The sequence below is a fragment of the Streptomyces sp. SS7 genome (assembly GCF_037993025.1).
In the GTDB taxonomy this organism is placed as follows: Bacteria; Actinomycetota; Actinomycetes; order Streptomycetales; family Streptomycetaceae; genus Streptomyces.
Genome location: NZ_CP141223.1, coordinates 3,901,083 through 3,915,961 on the forward strand (window position 1 = coordinate 3,901,083; position 14,879 = coordinate 3,915,961).

A 14,879-nucleotide genomic window follows, 5' to 3' on the forward strand; every position below is an offset into this window, starting at 1 on the left:
GCTTCGAACACGACCACCGGCTCTCCGCCCACTGGCACTACCGGTGGCGCCACCGGCCCGACCCGGACTGACGCGCTCAGGCGGCGACGAGTTCACACCACACGTACTTGCCCCGGCTGCCATGCCGGGACATCGGCTGCCAGTGCCAGAGGTCGGAGCAGGCCCGCACCAGCGCGAGGCCGCGCCCGCTCTCGGCCTCCTCGTCCAACTCGCCCAGCTGGCCAGGCGGTTCGGGCGGCTCCGGGTCGGCGTCCCAGGCCCCGATCTGCAACACCCCCGCGCTCCACCGCACCCTCAGCGCGGCGGGCCCCTTCTGATGCCGTACGGCATTGGAGACCAGCTCGGCGGCGAGGAGCTCGGCGGTGTCGAGGTGGGCGGTGAGTCCGTGGAGCGTGAGGATCACCCGGAGCGTGTGGCGAGAAACGGTGACGGCTCGGGGGTCGTTGGGGATGTAGAGGGAGTACTCCCAGGGTTCGGACATGCGGCGACCTCAACTCCGTTTCGTAGAGTGTGCATTGCGTCACCGACGGTAGACCTTTGTTTTATGACCGGGCAAGCTGATCCCGTAATCTGACCCCGAACGAGAAGGAGCAGTCTTTGGGAACCAGGCGCGAACCAACGGCCCGCCAAAAGCGCCTGGGGGTCGAGCTGCGCAGGCTTCGCGAGGCGGCGGGCCTCAGCGCCCGCGAGGCGGCAGCGCTGCTCGGCGTGAACTCCGTCCAGATCAGCCAGATCGAGTCCGCCATCGCGGGAGTGAGCGAAGAGCGGCTGCGTCGACTCGCATCCCACTACTCCTGCACAGACGGGGAGTTCGTCAAAGCCCTGGTGACGATGGCCAACGACCGAACGCGCGGCTGGTGGGAGGAGTACCGGTGGCTGCTGCCCACGTCGTTCCTGGACCTCGCCGAGCTGGACCACCACGCGACGTTCCGGAACGAGGTGGCCATCCTCCATGTACCGGGGCTGTTGCAGACCGAGGGATACGCACGAGCCATCTTCTCGGCCCGGATCCCTGAACTCACCACCGAAGAGCTGGAGTTGCGGATCCGGCATCGCATGACACGCCAGGAAGCCACCTTCCCGTACCAGGTCCTGATCCATGAGGCAGCGCTTCGCATCAGGGTCAGCGACCGCGCCACATCCCAGGCGCAGCTCGCCCGCCTCCTCGAACTTTCGGAAGCGGATCACATCACCTTGCGAGTCACGCCCTTCGACCTGGACGGCTTCGCCATCGCCTCCAGCACAATGACCTACGTCGGCGGCCTCGTACCCAAGCTGGACACCGTCGTCCGCGACGCGCCCCACGGTTCGGTGTTCCTCGATTCCGAGGCTCAACTCAACGTCTATCGAACACGCTTCCGTAAGGTGGAGGCCGTGTCACTCACACCTGGAAAGTCCCGCGAACTCATCCACAGGCTGGCGAAAGAGCTGTGAGGTACCCCATGAACAACTGGCGGAAGTCCTCCTACTCGGGCGAGGGCGACGGCAACGACTGCGTAGAGATCGCCACCACCCCCACCCACACCTCCGTACGGGACTCGAAAGCCCCGGCCCGGGCAACGCTCACCTTCCCGGCCGAGGCTTTCGACACCTTCCTGACCGGTCTACTCGACCGTCACTGACTTCGCCAGGTTGCGCGGCTGGTCCACCTCGTTGCCCCGGGCCGTCGCCAGCTCGCAGGCGAACACCTGCAACGGCACGGTGGCCACCAGCGGCTGCAGCAGCGTCGGCGTCGCGGGGATGCGTACGAGGTGGTCGGCGTACGGGGCGACCGCCTCGTCGCCCTCCTCCGCGATCACGATGGTCCGCGCGCCCCGCGCCCGGATCTCCTGGATGTTGGAGACGATCTTGTCGTGGAGGACGGACCGGCCGCGAGGTGAGGGGACGACCACGACGACCGGGAGGTCCTCCTCGATGAGGGCGATCGGACCGTGCTTCAGCTCACCGGCCGCGAACCCCTCGGCGTGCATGTAGGCGAGTTCCTTGAGCTTCAGCGCCCCTTCGAGGGCGACCGGATAGCCCACGTGCCGCCCCAGGAAGAGCACGGTCCTCTTGTCGGCGAGGGAGCGCGCGAGGGCCCGTACCGGCTCCATGGTCTCCAGGACGCGTTCGACCTGGCCGGAGATCCGGGCGAGCTCGTGGATGACGGCGCGGATCTCGTCGGCCCACTTGGTGCCGCGGACCTGGCCCAGATACAGGGCGACGAGATAGCAGGCGACCAGCTGCGTCAGGAACGCCTTCGTCGAGGCGACGGCGACCTCGGGCCCGGCGTGGGTGTAGAGGACGGCATCGGACTCGCGCGGGATGGTCGAGCCGTTGGTGTTGCAGATGGCCAGCACCTTCGAGCCCTGCTCCCTCGCGTGCCGGAGCGCCATGAGGGTGTCCATCGTCTCGCCGGACTGGGAGATGGCGATGACGAGGGAGCGGGGGCCGAGGATGGGGTCCCGGTAGCGGAACTCGCTGGCGAGTTCGACCTCGCAGGGGATGCGGGTCCAGTGCTCGATGGCGTACTTGGCGATGAGGCCGGCGTGGAAGGCCGTACCGCAGGCGACGATGACGACCTTGTCGACCTCGCGCAGCTCGGAGGCGCCGATGCGGACCTCGTCGAGGGTCAGCGAGCCGCTCGCGTCGATACGGCCGAGGAGGGTGTCGGCGACGGCCTTGGGCTGCTCGGCGATCTCCTTGAGCATGAAGTAGTCGTAGCCGCCCTTCTCGGCGGCGGAGGCGTCCCAGTCGACGTGGTACGAGCGCACGTCGGCGGGCTGCCCGTCGAAGCCGGTGACGGTGACACCGTCCCGCCGCAGTTCGACGACCTGGTCCTGGCCGAGTTCGATCGCCGAGCGGGTGTGGGCGATGAAAGCGGCGACGTCGGAGGCGAGGAAGGCCTCACCCTCGCCGACGCCGACGACCAGCGGCGAGTTGCGGCGCGCCCCGACGACGACGTCGGGCTCGTCGGCGTGCACGGCGACGAGGGTGAACGCCCCCTCCAGACGGCGGCACACGAGCCGCATGGCCTCGGCGAGGTCGGCGGTGACGGAGAACTCCTCGGCGAGGAGATGGGCGACGACCTCGGTGTCGGTCTCGGAGGACAACGCGTGGCCGCGCTCGGCGAGTTCGGCGCGCAGGCGGGCGAAGTTCTCGATGATCCCGTTGTGCACGACGGCGACACGGCCGGCGTTGTCGAGATGAGGATGGGCGTTGGCGTCGGTGGGCCCGCCATGGGTGGCCCAGCGGGTGTGCCCGATGCCGGTCGGGCCGGTCGGCAGCGGCCGGGCCCCCAGCTCCTTCTCCAGGTTCACCAGCTTGCCCGCCTTCTTCGCGGCGGCCAGCCCGCCGTCGGCGAGCACCGCGACGCCCGCCGAGTCGTAGCCCCGGTACTCCAGCCGCTTCAGCCCGGCCATGACGACCTCGAGCGCCGACTGAGACCCCACGTATCCCACGATTCCGCACATGCGCGGCAGCCTAGAGTCGAAACCCCCGCCGAACACGCCTCTGCGTGCCCGATTCCGGATATTCCACCGGGGGTAGGAGTGCCTGACCGAAGCCGGGTAGTCACACAGAAATCCCTTGCCTCACCTGGAACGCACATATTTGCACTGACCAGACAGGCTTGGCCGGAACATGACCACTCCGGGTGGGCGCACAAACAGTTCAGCGACCGGGGGAACACTGGGTCGCGACGCCACGGGGGAAGCATCGGCTCCCACCGCGATCGCGCATGCCCGCGATCCGCCGACCCCCGTCGACGGCCGCGCGACTCCTTTCCCCCTACCAGGGGGTAGGCACGTGCATTCCAGGCCGCCGGGGTTCCTCAGATGGAGACCGCCCGCCAACCGATCCGGCCGCTCGGCCCGGATCGTCACACCCGTCGTCCTCGCCGCCGCGCTCGTCGCGGGCATAACTGCCACCCTCAGACGCGGGCAACCGACAGACAGGAAGAAGAACCGACGATGACCAGGCAGCGCGAGGCATACGCCGCGTTCTACGAGGGTGACTTCGGCCTCAGTGAGCTGACCGCGCGGCTGTCCGCCGCGTCGGCGCCCCCGGACCGGGCCCGGGCGCTGGCCCTGGCGGCCGACGTGGCAGCCCTCTGCGAGGGCGAGGGCGCGGTGGAGCTCGGTGTCGACGCGGGATGCCTGCTGGAATCCCCGCTTCCGGACGACGTGATCCGCACGGCGTGGCTGGCGGCCACCCGGCACCGGTTCGACCCCGCGGGCCACGACCTCACCATGCGCGAGTGGCTGGGCCTCCTCACGGAGCGCTGGCCGGCCCGGGCCCGCAAGGGAAACGGGCCGCGTTTCCTCTCGCGGCCATCGGTCGACGAGGAGAGCCTGCGCGCGACGGTCGTACGCGAGATGGGCATCACCGTCCTGCCCGACCGAACTGCCGCGGCGGCCCTGGAGAACGTCGCCGAACAGGCCGACGCCGACCTGGGACTGCGTCTGTTCCTCCGAGCGGTCAAGGCGTATGCCGTGCCCGTCGGGAAAGACGCGTACGACCGGCTGATGCGACTCGACGAACAGCTCGGGTATCCAGGGCCCGTGGTCTACGACGGCCTGAACGTCCTCTGGCCGCCCCTGGACACGGGGCGCCGCGACGCCAGGGGCGACTTCGGCTTCTCCAGCCTCACCGCATGGTTCGCGGGCGGCTGGCACCACGACGCCACACCGGAGGAAGCCGTACGCCAGGCGGCCGCCGCGGACCACGACGGCCAGACACCCGGAACCCAGGCGGCCTTCCTGCTGGAGGACACGCTCCGGCTGCTGGACTCACCCCTGTCCTCCAGGGCCCTCACCGACCTGTGGCTGACCGCCACGGACCGGGGGTACGCCATCGACCGGCTGAGCATCGACGGCCGCGACTGGCTCCGGGGGATCGCGGACGTCTGTCGGGAGCGTCTGCGGGAAGTGGCACCCGAGTACATTCCGGCCCCGCCGGCACCGGTCACCGAGCCGGTCGACGACGTGCTGCGCGAGCTCCATGAGGCCGGGCTCCCGCACCCCGCAACGGCGGCGCTGGAACAGGTCGTGTCCCAGGTCGACCCCGACCTCGGCTTCCGGCTCTTCCTGCGGACGCTGTCCGCCCAGTCCATCCCGCTGAGCGAAGCGCAGTACGCCCGCTATCGCCGCCTCGCCGCCCGCTTCGGCGACCCCCGGGGTCACCTGACCGACGAGGTGGAACAGCTCGTCGGTCCAACAGCGTGACACACCCCACCCGCCACCCCGTTCAAACTCCGTTAACAATGGACTGTGATCTCACCGGTCTCCGCGATGCCCCGGAGCGCCCACCGGCACAGGCCGGAGGCGACTCCCTACGTCGATCTCACCCGCCGCGAGTGGAGCGCGCTGCGCCACAAGACGCCGCTGCCGCTGACCGCCGAGGAGGTCGAGAGACTGCGCGGCCTCGGTGACGTCATCGACCTCGACGAGGTGCGGGACATCTATCTGCCGCTGTCCCGGCTGCTCAACCTCTACATCGGCGCCACCGACGGGCTGCGCGGCGCGCTGAACACCTTCCTCGGTGAGCAGGGCTCCCAGTCCGGCACGCCGTTCGTCATAGGCGTCGCGGGGTCGGTGGCCGTCGGCAAGTCGACCGTCGCCCGGCTGTTGCAGGCGCTGCTCTCCCGCTGGCCCGAGCACCCGCGCGTGGAGCTGGTCACCACCGACGGCTTCCTCCTGCCCACCCGGGAGCTGGAGGCCCGCGGCCTGATGTCGCGCAAGGGCTTCCCGGAGTCGTACGACCGCCGGGCCCTGACCCGGTTCGTCGCCGACATCAAGGCGGGCAAGGACGAGGTCACCGCCCCCGTCTACTCCCACCTGATCTACGACATCGTCCCCGACCGCCGGCTGACCGTCCGCCGCCCCGACATCCTCATCGTCGAGGGGCTCAACGTCCTCCAGCCCGCCCTCCCCGGCAAGGACGGCCGCACCCGCGTCGGTCTGGCCGACTACTTCGACTTCAGCGTGTACGTCGACGCGAGCGCCGAGGACATCGAGCGCTGGTACCTCAACCGGTTCCGCAAGCTGCGCGCCACCGCCTTCCAGAACCCGGACTCGTACTTCACGAAGTACACCCAGGTCTCCGAGGAGGAGGCACTGGACTACGCGCGCGCTCAGTGGCGCACCATCAACCAGCCCAACCTGGTCGAGAACATCGCCCCCACCCGGGGCCGCGCCACCCTCGTCGTCCGCAAGGGCTCCGACCACAAGGTCCAGCGGCTGAGCCTGCGCAAGCTGTGACGGACGGCCCCGGTCAGCGTCTCGGGCCCGCCGCCGCGTAGGCCACGGTGCCCGTGACCGCGAGGGCCAGCGCCGTCCAGGTGGCCGCCGGTGCGCCCGCGGGCAGCAGCAGCCAGCCCGCCACCCGTGTCGGCACCCCCGTCGGCGGCGGTGCGAAGAACGCGTACGCCAGCCAGGCGAACGGCAGCGTCCACGCGTACGAGCCGCCCCACAGCGCCGCCCCCAGGGCGCCCAGGCCCAGCAGGCCCGCGCTGTCCCGGACGACGAACGCGACCCCGGCCAGGTCCGCCCCCGCCGTCGGCGTGCACAGCGGCACCGCCGCGACGACCGCCCCGGCCAGGAGCACATGGGCCGCCCGGCGCGGCGCCCAGCGGATCGCCGCCGTGCGGTCCAGCGCCGGGTCCTGCCCGCCGAAACCGGTGGAGGCCGCCATCGCCCCCACGGCGAGGACGAGCAGGGGCAGCCGCGGATCGGCCGGACCGCCACCGCCGTCGCGGGCCAGGGCCCACGCGCTCGCCGCGCCGACCAGCAGCGCGGCGAGCGCGGCGGGGACCTGGCGCGAGCGGGCGTACAGCGTCAGCCATCTCACCGCGACGCACCGCCGCTCTTGCGGAGCGCTTCGAGCGCGTCCCCCTCGCAGGAGAGCGCGGCGGTGCGCATGGCGTCGATCCGGGCGCGCTGCTCGGCCTCGGGCAGCGTCCGGAACTTCTGCCACACCGGTCGGGCCTCGCCGTCGATGTAGCGTCGCAGCTTCTCGGACCCCTGGGGCAACGACACGGGGTCTCCGAGGACCCAGCCGACCGCGACGGTACGCGCGACGTCCTCGCCCCCCGTGCTGCTCCAGCCGACGGGGGAACACCCCGGCACCAGGCCCTTGCCGACCAGGGCCCGGGTCATGTCCTCGCCCTTGGCCCCGGCGATGCCGGCGTCGTCGAAGTCGAGGGGCACGGTCCTGCCGGACCACTTCGGCGTGCTGCCCTCCGGCAGCACCGCGGCGCTCTCCCGGACCGAGACCGGCGCCCGGTCGCCCAGGGCGGCATGCAGCAGGCTCAGCGCCTTCTTTCCGGGGCCGGCGACATCGGCGAGGCGCCCCTGCTGGGTCCGCGTCACGCACACGGGGCCGTCGCACACCGGTTCCGCGGCGGTCCTGTCGACGACGAACAGCCGGTCGGGGTCGGTGGGCAGGACGAGCAGGGCGAGGGCCGCGCCCGCCACGACGGGCGCCACGGCGAGCAGGCGGGTGCGCCGCCGCGCGGCGACCAGCAGCGCGAAGCCGGTCACGGCCATGCCGAGCAGCCACAGCGTCTGCCCGAGGTGCGCGGCGGCGGAGAGCGTGGTGAACGGGTCGCGCACGTCCTGCACGGCCGGGGACAGCAGCGAGAGCCGGTTCGGCTCGGTCACCGGGATGCCCGCCGGCGTGTCCCGCTGCGTCCGGCCCCACGACAGCTGCATGAGGACCGTGAAGGCGAAGGCACCCACCGTCACCAGGGGCGGCGTGAGCACGGACGGCAGGGCCCGCGCGGCCCCCATGCCCAGGACGGACCCCGCGACCAGGGAGAACGCCCCGATCAGCGAGATCGGCAGCCACCCGAGGTGGGTGTACGAGGTGTGGGCGAGCACCTGGACCCCGCCCAGGAGGACGAGCAGCGCGAAGGCCGAAGCCAGGGCGGCCGCCGTGGTGCCTGCCAGCGCGGCCGCGCGGTGCCGGGCGGGCCGCGGTGTGCTCGTCAGCAGCTCGGACATCTTCGAGCGGTGGTCGCGCAGGCCCTGGAGCGCGCCGGCCCCGACGGCGAGCGGCCACAGGTAGAACAGCAGGGCGCGCAGCCACAGGGCCATGGTCGTCCACTGGGCCGTCCAGGCCGTGGTGCCCCCGCCGAGCGTGCCCTTCAGCAGGTACAGGAACCCGAGGGCCGTCGTCAGGACCGCGCCACCGGCCCAGGGGGCGACCGAGCGTCTCAGCTCGATGCGCACGACGCGCGGGAGGCGGAGGAAGCGGGGGACGCGGGGAACACGCGGGACGTGTGCGACAGGCGGGTTCACCAGGCTCCCCTTCCCTGCCCGGGGGCCTGGAGCAGCGCCGAGTAGCCGCGCTCCAGAGGGCTGTCGCCCACGTCCTCGGGGCCGCCCGCGGCCGCCAGGTCGTCCGGGGTGCCCTGGAAGACCAGGCGGCCCTCGGCGAAGAGCACCACGTCGGTGCAGGCGGCGGCCACGTCCTCCACCAGATGGGTCGAGACGAGCACACAGGTGTCGGTGCCCAGCTGCTGGAGCAGTTCACGGAAGCGCAGCCGCTGCGCCGGGTCCAGCCCGACCGTCGGCTCGTCCAGCAGCAGGATCGCCGGATCGTTGACGAGGGCCTGGGCGATGCCGACCCGGCGCACCATGCCCCCCGAGAGGGTTCTCATCCGGTCGTCGGCGCGGTCCGCCAGGCCGACCCGCTCCACGGCGCGCTGCACCGCGGCGGGGATGTCCGCCCCGGGGACCTCCTTCAGCCACGCCATGTACTCGACGAACTCGCGGACCGTGAACCGCTTGTAGTAGCCGAACTCCTGCGGCAGATAGCCGATCCGGCGGCGCAGCGCCCGCACGTCGCCCGTGCCGCCCACGGACTCGCCGAGCAGCTCCAGGCCGCCCTCGGTGGGGCGCAGGACGGTGGCCAGCGTCCGGATGAGGGTGGTCTTGCCCGCCCCGTTGGGGCCGAGGAGGCCGTGCACGCCGGTGCCCAGCGACAGGTCGAGGCCGTCGACGGCCATCCGTCTGCGACCGACCCTGACCTTCAGCCCGACGGCCCGGATCTCATGGGCGTAGGGCGTCGGCGCGAGGTCGGCCGCGCTCACCGCGGACGTCATGGAATGTTCCCTTCCGGTGGTCATCGATGGGCTCCCAGCGCGGTGTACGCGCCCCTGCGGGCGATCACGACACCGATGCCGAGAGCGAGGAGCAGCCCCCACACGGGCAGGCCGCCCGTCCCCAGGGCGAAGGCCGTACGGCCGCCGGCGGCCAGGGTCGGCGCCACGATCACGGCGGCCCACACGGCGGCCAGCGCGACGGCGGCGCGGGTCACCCCGACCGCGCCGCCGAGCGCGAGCGTCGCCGCCGTGAACGCCAGGCAGGGCAGCAGCCACTGAGCCGCCGTCACCCCCGTCGCCCAGCCGCCCACCAGCAGCGCGGGGACGACCACGCCGAGCACCGAAGCGGTCCGGCGCAGCACCAGGGGGAGCCCGGCCCGGGGCGCCGAGGCGGTCAGTTCGTACGCCGGGTCCAGACCCCGTGACCAGGACGCCGCGACGCCGAGCACGGGCAGGACCGGCGCGAACAGCAGCACCAGCGACACCTGACCGGAGCCCGAGCGGGACCCGGACCCGGCCCCGGCCCAGGAGCCGAGGCCGAAGCCGGTCCGTTCGAGCAGCAGCGCCAGCAGCGTCACGCCGACGACCATGGCCACCCACGGCACCATGGCGGGCGTCAGCCAGCCCGACAGCCAGGCCGGCCGGTGCCGTCGGCGCGGCATCGGGGCGGTGGCCGCCAGTTCGGGCGCGAGGCCGGACCACACGGAGTCGACCAGCGAGGCGACCGCCGGGACCCCGGTGGCGACCGCGGCCGCCAGCCGGTCGCGGCAACCCCGGCAGTTCTCCAGATGGGCCTCCACCGCCCACACCTCGTCGGCGGCGAGGTCCGTGTCACCGCGCGCGTATCCCTCGATGATCCGCGCCGACGCGTGTTCCACGCTCATGCCAGCGCCCTCCGCATCTGGATCCTGGCCCGGCGGGCACGGGTCTTGACCGTGCCCTCGGGCAGCCCGAGCAGGACCGCGGTCTCCTTGACGGACAGTCCGTCGAGCACCAGGGCCTGCAGTACCTGTCTCAGTTCCGGCGCGAGGCGGCGCAGCGCGTCGCCGACGTCCCCGCCGACGCTCGCCGCGAGCGCCTCCTCCTCGGCGGCGGGTGCCGCACCGGGTGGCGCGGCGGCCGGCGGCGGCTCCGCGTGGTGGGCGCGGCGCCGGAACGCGTCGACCAGACGGCGCGCGGCGATCGTCCACAGCCAGCCGGTGGCCGACCCGCCGACCGCGGCCCCGCTGAACGCGCCCGCCGCGCGCCACACCGCCAGATACGTCTCCTGCATCACCTCGGCGACGACCTGCTCGTCCGCGCAGCGGCGGCGCAGCCGCACCGCCAGCCACGGCGACGTACGCCGGTACAACTCCTCGAACGCGGCCCGGTCGCCCTTGGCCACCAGCCGCAGGAGACGTGCCTCGTCCGCCTCGTGCAGCGTTGCCCTGACTGATCTCACACCCGCTAGACGCGGGCGCCCGTCCGCAAGTTTTCTCCTGCGCGTGATCCCCGTCACACGGGGCGGGGACTGGCGGGACGGGGCCGCCGACTAGGGGGTGTTGCGAAAGTCCTGTGCGGTGCCCGCGGTGTCCGGTGCGTGCTCTGGGGGTCCCCCCGGCCGAAGGCTGGGGGAGTGCCGGACGAAAGCCCTCGTACTGGACGTACTTGGGATTTCGGCCGGTGCGGCGGGAGTACGTGCCGGGCGCCGTGGGTGCTGTGCGGGACTTTCGCAACATCCCCTAGCCTGCCCCCGTGCTGCATCTGCGTCTGATCACCCCGCCGGAGAAGACCGACGACGTGCTCCGGCTGATCGAGAACACCGTCGGCGCCACGCACCTCGTGGTGCTGCGGGGTGCGGCCCGCAATCCCGCCGGGGACGTCGTCACCTGCGACGTGGCCCGTGAGGCCGGTGACGCACTGCTCACCGAGCTGCAGGCGGCGGGCGTGGACCGGACCGGTTCGATCGCCGTCGAGAACATCGACCTGACCCTGTCGCTGCGCGCCGACAAGGCCGAGGCGGAGGCACCGGGCGAGGGCGCGGACGCGGTCCTGTGGGAGCACCTCACCGACGCCACCCACGAGGAGTCGACGCTCTCCGTCACCTACCTCGCCTTCATCACCCTGGCCACGATGATCGCGGCCTGCGGTGTGGTGCTGGACAACGCGGTCCTGATCGTCGGCGCCATGGCCGTGGGCCCGGAGTTCGGGCCGCTCGCCGGGATCTCCACCTCGATCGTCCGGCGCCGTCCCCGCCTGGCCCTGCGGTCCCTGAACGCCCTGCTCGTCGGCTTCGCGGTCGCCATGGCCGCCACGGTCGTCTTCAGCCTCTTCATGGACGCCCTGGGCCTCTTCAGCCAGGCCCAGCTGGACGCCGACCGCCCGCAGACCGGTTTCGTCTACGCCCCCGACGCCTTCTCCTTCATCGTCGCCGTGCTGGCCGGAGCGGCCGGCACCCTCTCCCTGACCTCGGCCAAGTCCGGCGCCCTGGTGGGCGTGGCCATCTCCGTCACCACGGTCCCGGCGGCGGCCAACGCGGCGGTCGCCCTCGGCTACGGGGACATGAAACAGACATGGGGGTCGACGGAACAGCTCCTGCTGAACCTGCTGGGCATCGTCCTCGCGGGGACCCTGACCCTGCTGGCCCAGCGGGCATGGTGGCAGCGGCACCGGCCCTCGGTGCGGACTGGCTGAAACCGCACGTCGGGCGGGGGCGGGTGATCCCCAACTTGCTTGTGATGCAGGGCAGTTCACATAGGTTGACTCTGCAATCAATCTGCAGGCAACTCTGCGAGCGACTCTGCAGTCACCGCTGCGCTCACCCATCCGTGCCGCCAGGAGACCGTCATGCCACACACCCGTATCGACACGTCCAAGCCGCACTCCGCCCGCTTCTGGAACTACTTCGTCGGCGGCAAGGACAACTACGAGGTCGACCGGGAGATCGGCGACCACATCAAGGAGATCTTCCCGGGGCTGGTGGACGTCGCCGTGACCAGTCGTCACTTCCTCGGCCGCGCCGTCCGCCACCTCGCAGGCGAGCAGGGCATACGGCAGTTCCTCGACATCGGCACCGGTCTGCCGACCGCCGACAACACCCACGAGGTGGCCCAGCGCACCGCGCCGGACGCCCGGATCGTGTACGTCGACAACGACCCCACCGTCCTGGCGCACGCCCACGCCCTGCTGAGCAGCAGCCCCGAGGGCGCCACCGCCTACCTGGACGCCGACCTGTACGACCCCGAGGCCGTCCTGGAGGCCGCCAAGGGCACCCTGGACTTCTCCCGCCCGATCGCCCTGATGATCCTCAACACGCTGGGCCATGTCGCCGAGTACGCCCAGGCACGCGACCTGGTGGGCCGGCTCATGGCCGGGCTCCCCTCGGGCAGCTATCTGGTGATCAGCGACAGCACCGCCACCAGCGAGGGCATGATCGCCGCGTCCGAGGCCTACAACAAGAGCGGTGCGGTCCCCTACCACGTGCGCACCGTCGCCGAGATCGCCGGCTTCTTCGAGGGGCTGGACCTGGTGGAGCCCGGGGTCGTCCAGGTCACCGAGTGGCGCCCGCAGCCGGACGCCCCGGCGGGCCCGCGGGTGGACGCGTACGGCGCGGTGGGCCGCAAGCCGTAAAAGGCGACGGGGCGCGTACGCCCACGTACGCGCCCCGAGCAGACGGCGACCGAAAGAGGCGGCCCCGAAGGACACGAGCAACCGCACACCCAGCCACCCCACACCCACAGCCCCCGGCCCACCCCGCCCCCGAACACCGGCCCCGGCCCCGGCCCGGCCCTCAGACCCACACCCCGCCCGGGCCCCGGCCCAGCCTCAGACCCACACCCCGCCCCGGCCCCTGCCTCAAGCCCGACCCCCGGCCCGGCCCCGGCCCGGCCTGGCCTCAAACCCAGCCCCTGGCCTCACAGCCAGCCCCGGACCCGGTCTCATACTTGGACCCGCACCGGGCCACGACCGGCCCCGGCCCGGCCTGGCCTCAAACCCAGCCCCCGGCCTCAGGCCCACACCCCGCCCCGGAACCGGCCTCATACCTGGACCCGCACCGGGCCACGAACCGGCCTCATACCTGGACCCGCACCGGGCCACGAACCGGCCCCGGCCGCAAACCCGCACCCCGCCCCGGCCGCAGACCCAGCCCCCGGCCTCAACCCCGGACCCGCACCGGGCCCGGACCCGGCCCGACCTCTGACTCGGCCCCCGGCCTCAGACCCCCAGCCCGCCCCGGCCGCGGAACCGGCCTCAGACACAATCCCCGCCCCGGCCCCGGCCTCAGGCCCCCGACCGAAACCGGCCCCGCCCCCGTCCGCCCCCTACCCCAGCGCGGATTTCACCGCGTCGGCCAGTCGGCCGGCGACGGCGCGAGCCTGTTCGATGTCGGCGGCCTCGACCATCACCCGGACCAGCGGCTCGGTGCCGGAGGGGCGCAGGAGGACCCGTCCGGTCGACCCCAGCTCCCGCTCCGCCTCGGCGACGGCGGCCGACAGCTCGTCCGAGTCCCCGACCCGCGACCGGTCCACGTCCGGCACATTGACCAGCACCTGCGGCAGCCGCTCCATCACGGAGGCCAGCTCCCGCAGCGACTTCCCGCTCTGGGCGACCCGCGCCGCCAGCATGAGCCCGGTCAGCGTGCCGTCACCGGTCGTCGCGTGGTCGAGGATGATCACGTGCCCGGACTGCTCGCCGCCGAGGGCGTAGCCGTGCTCCTTCATCTCCTCCAGGACGTACCGGTCGCCGACCGCGGCCTGGACGAGGCGGATCCCCTCCCGCTCCATGGCGAGCTTGAACCCGAGGTTGGACATGACGGTGGCGACAACGGTGTCTGACCGCAGCACGCCCCGCTCCCGCATGGCGAGCGCCAGGACGGAGAGGATCTGGTCGCCGTCGATCTCCTCGCCCGTGTGGTCCACGGCGAGGCACCGGTCGGCGTCGCCGTCGTGCGCGATGCCGAAGTCGGCCCCGTGCTCGACGACCGCGGCCTGCAGCTTGCCGAGGTGCGTCGATCCGCACCCGTCGTTGATGTTCAGCCCGTCCGGCTCGGCACCGATCGTCACGATCTCGGCCCCGGCCCGGGTGAAGGCCTCCGGGGACACCCGCGCCGCCGCGCCGTGCGCCTCGTCGAGGACGATCTTCAGCCCGTCGAGCCGGTTGGGCAGCACGGCGATGAGGTGGGCGACGTACCGGTCGAAGCCCTCGTCGTAGGAGCGCACGCGTCCGACGCCCGCGCCGGTGGGCCGCTCCCACGGCTCACCGTGCGTGTGGGACTCGTACACGGCCTCGATCTTGTCCTCCAGCTCGTCGGCGAGCTTGTGGCCACCGCGCGCGAAGAACTTGACGCCGTTGTCGGGCATGGCGTTGTGGCTGGCGGAGAGCATCACGCCCAGGTCCGCGCCGAGCACACCGGTGAGGTAGGCGACGGCGGGCGTCGGCAGCACGCCGACCTTCAGCACGTCCACGCCGGCGCTCGCGAGACCCGCGACCACGGCGGCCTCCAGGAACTCTCCGGACGCACGCGGGTCCCGCCCCACGACGGCCACCGGCCGGTGACCCTCGAAGGTGCCCGCCTCGGCGAGCACATGCGCCGCCGCGACGGACAGGCCGAGCGCCATCTCGGCCGTCAGATCCGCGTTCGCGACCCCGCGCACCCCGTCCGTACCGAAGAGTCGTCCCACTTGTCCTCCTGAGGAAGCGTCAATGACCGAAGGGGCAATTACACCGGATAGCGGCATCCGTCACACAAGCCTTTGAGCATCTTGTGCCGTTATACGCCCCTGGCAGAGATAAAACGAACGCCCCGACAGCACTG

14 protein-coding genes are annotated in these 14,879 nt (G+C 72.2%); 6 read left to right on the plus strand and 8 right to left on the minus strand.

Annotated features, from left to right (window positions below):
• Nucleotides 1-76 precede the first annotated feature (76 nt).
• Nucleotides 77-481, minus strand: coding sequence for an ATP-binding protein (locus U5640_RS17880; RefSeq protein WP_340376790.1), 405 nt, complete (start codon nucleotides 479-481; stop codon nucleotides 77-79).
• A 116-nt stretch (nucleotides 482-597) separates the two neighbouring features.
• On the opposite strand from U5640_RS17880, the gene U5640_RS17885 reads away from it, so the two are divergent.
• Together U5640_RS17885 and U5640_RS17890 are read left to right on the plus strand one after the other, a co-directional pair.
• The gene (locus tag U5640_RS17885; protein ID WP_340376791.1) at nucleotides 598-1,434 is read left to right on the plus strand and encodes a helix-turn-helix transcriptional regulator; all 837 of its coding nucleotides are present in this window, start codon (nucleotides 598-600) and stop codon (nucleotides 1,432-1,434) included.
• Nucleotides 1,435-1,442: 8 nt separating this feature from the next.
• Complete coding sequence (locus tag U5640_RS17890; protein ID WP_340376792.1) at nucleotides 1,443-1,622, plus strand: DUF397 domain-containing protein; 180 nt, start codon at nucleotides 1,443-1,445, stop codon at nucleotides 1,620-1,622.
• On the opposite strand, the gene glmS is transcribed toward U5640_RS17890, so the two are convergent.
• Nucleotides 1,605-3,452: a glutamine--fructose-6-phosphate transaminase (isomerizing) gene (gene glmS / locus U5640_RS17895; protein WP_340376793.1), complete on the minus strand. Its 1,848-nt coding sequence runs from the start codon at nucleotides 3,450-3,452 to the stop codon at nucleotides 1,605-1,607. The two genes, U5640_RS17890 and glmS, sit on opposite strands and share 18 nt — an antisense overlap.
• A 498-nt stretch (nucleotides 3,453-3,950) precedes the next feature.
• Here glmS and U5640_RS17900 point away from each other — a divergent pair, with 498 nt between their 5' ends.
• Together U5640_RS17900 and coaA are read left to right on the plus strand one after the other, a co-directional pair.
• Nucleotides 3,951-5,204: a hypothetical protein gene (locus tag U5640_RS17900; RefSeq protein WP_340376794.1), complete on the plus strand. Its 1,254-nt coding sequence runs from the start codon at nucleotides 3,951-3,953 to the stop codon at nucleotides 5,202-5,204.
• 66 nt (nucleotides 5,205-5,270) lie between these two features.
• Nucleotides 5,271-6,239 (plus strand): type I pantothenate kinase, encoded by a 969-nt coding sequence (gene coaA / locus U5640_RS17905; protein ID WP_340385177.1) that lies wholly within the window; start codon nucleotides 5,271-5,273, stop codon nucleotides 6,237-6,239.
• 13 nt (nucleotides 6,240-6,252) lie between these two features.
• Here the strand turns inward: coaA and U5640_RS17910 are convergent, their stop codons facing one another.
• From U5640_RS17910 to U5640_RS17930, 5 genes are all read right to left on the minus strand, one after another.
• Nucleotides 6,253-6,828: a hypothetical protein gene (locus U5640_RS17910; RefSeq protein WP_340376795.1), complete on the minus strand. Its 576-nt coding sequence runs from the start codon at nucleotides 6,826-6,828 to the stop codon at nucleotides 6,253-6,255.
• The gene (locus U5640_RS17915) at nucleotides 6,825-8,210 is read right to left on the minus strand and encodes a hypothetical protein (protein ID WP_340385179.1); all 1,386 of its coding nucleotides are present in this window, start codon (nucleotides 8,208-8,210) and stop codon (nucleotides 6,825-6,827) included. The genes U5640_RS17910 and U5640_RS17915 overlap by 4 nt, the downstream gene beginning before the upstream one ends.
• Nucleotides 8,211-8,275: 65 nt before the next feature.
• On the minus strand, nucleotides 8,276-9,109 hold the full coding sequence (locus U5640_RS17920; RefSeq protein ID WP_340376796.1) for an ABC transporter ATP-binding protein: 834 nt from the start codon (nucleotides 9,107-9,109) through the stop codon (nucleotides 8,276-8,278).
• Nucleotides 9,106-9,969, minus strand: coding sequence for a zf-HC2 domain-containing protein (locus U5640_RS17925; protein WP_340376797.1), 864 nt, complete (start codon nucleotides 9,967-9,969; stop codon nucleotides 9,106-9,108). The genes U5640_RS17920 and U5640_RS17925 overlap by 4 nt, the downstream gene beginning before the upstream one ends.
• Nucleotides 9,966-10,526, minus strand: coding sequence for an RNA polymerase sigma factor (locus U5640_RS17930; RefSeq protein WP_340376798.1), 561 nt, complete (start codon nucleotides 10,524-10,526; stop codon nucleotides 9,966-9,968). Before U5640_RS17930 ends, U5640_RS17925 begins: the two co-directional genes overlap by 4 nt.
• 293 nt (nucleotides 10,527-10,819) lie before the next feature.
• On the opposite strand from U5640_RS17930, the gene U5640_RS17935 reads away from it, so the two are divergent.
• On the plus strand, nucleotides 10,820-11,758 hold the full coding sequence (locus tag U5640_RS17935) for a DUF389 domain-containing protein (RefSeq protein WP_340376799.1): 939 nt from the start codon (nucleotides 10,820-10,822) through the stop codon (nucleotides 11,756-11,758).
• Nucleotides 11,759-11,911: 153 nt separating this feature from the next.
• On the plus strand, nucleotides 11,912-12,694 hold the full coding sequence (locus tag U5640_RS17940; RefSeq protein WP_340376800.1) for an SAM-dependent methyltransferase: 783 nt from the start codon (nucleotides 11,912-11,914) through the stop codon (nucleotides 12,692-12,694).
• A 692-nt stretch (nucleotides 12,695-13,386) separates the two neighbouring features.
• On the opposite strand, the gene glmM is transcribed toward U5640_RS17940, so the two are convergent.
• Nucleotides 13,387-14,745, minus strand: coding sequence for a phosphoglucosamine mutase (gene glmM / locus U5640_RS17945; RefSeq protein WP_340376801.1), 1,359 nt, complete (start codon nucleotides 14,743-14,745; stop codon nucleotides 13,387-13,389).
• Nucleotides 14,746-14,879 lie beyond the last annotated feature (134 nt).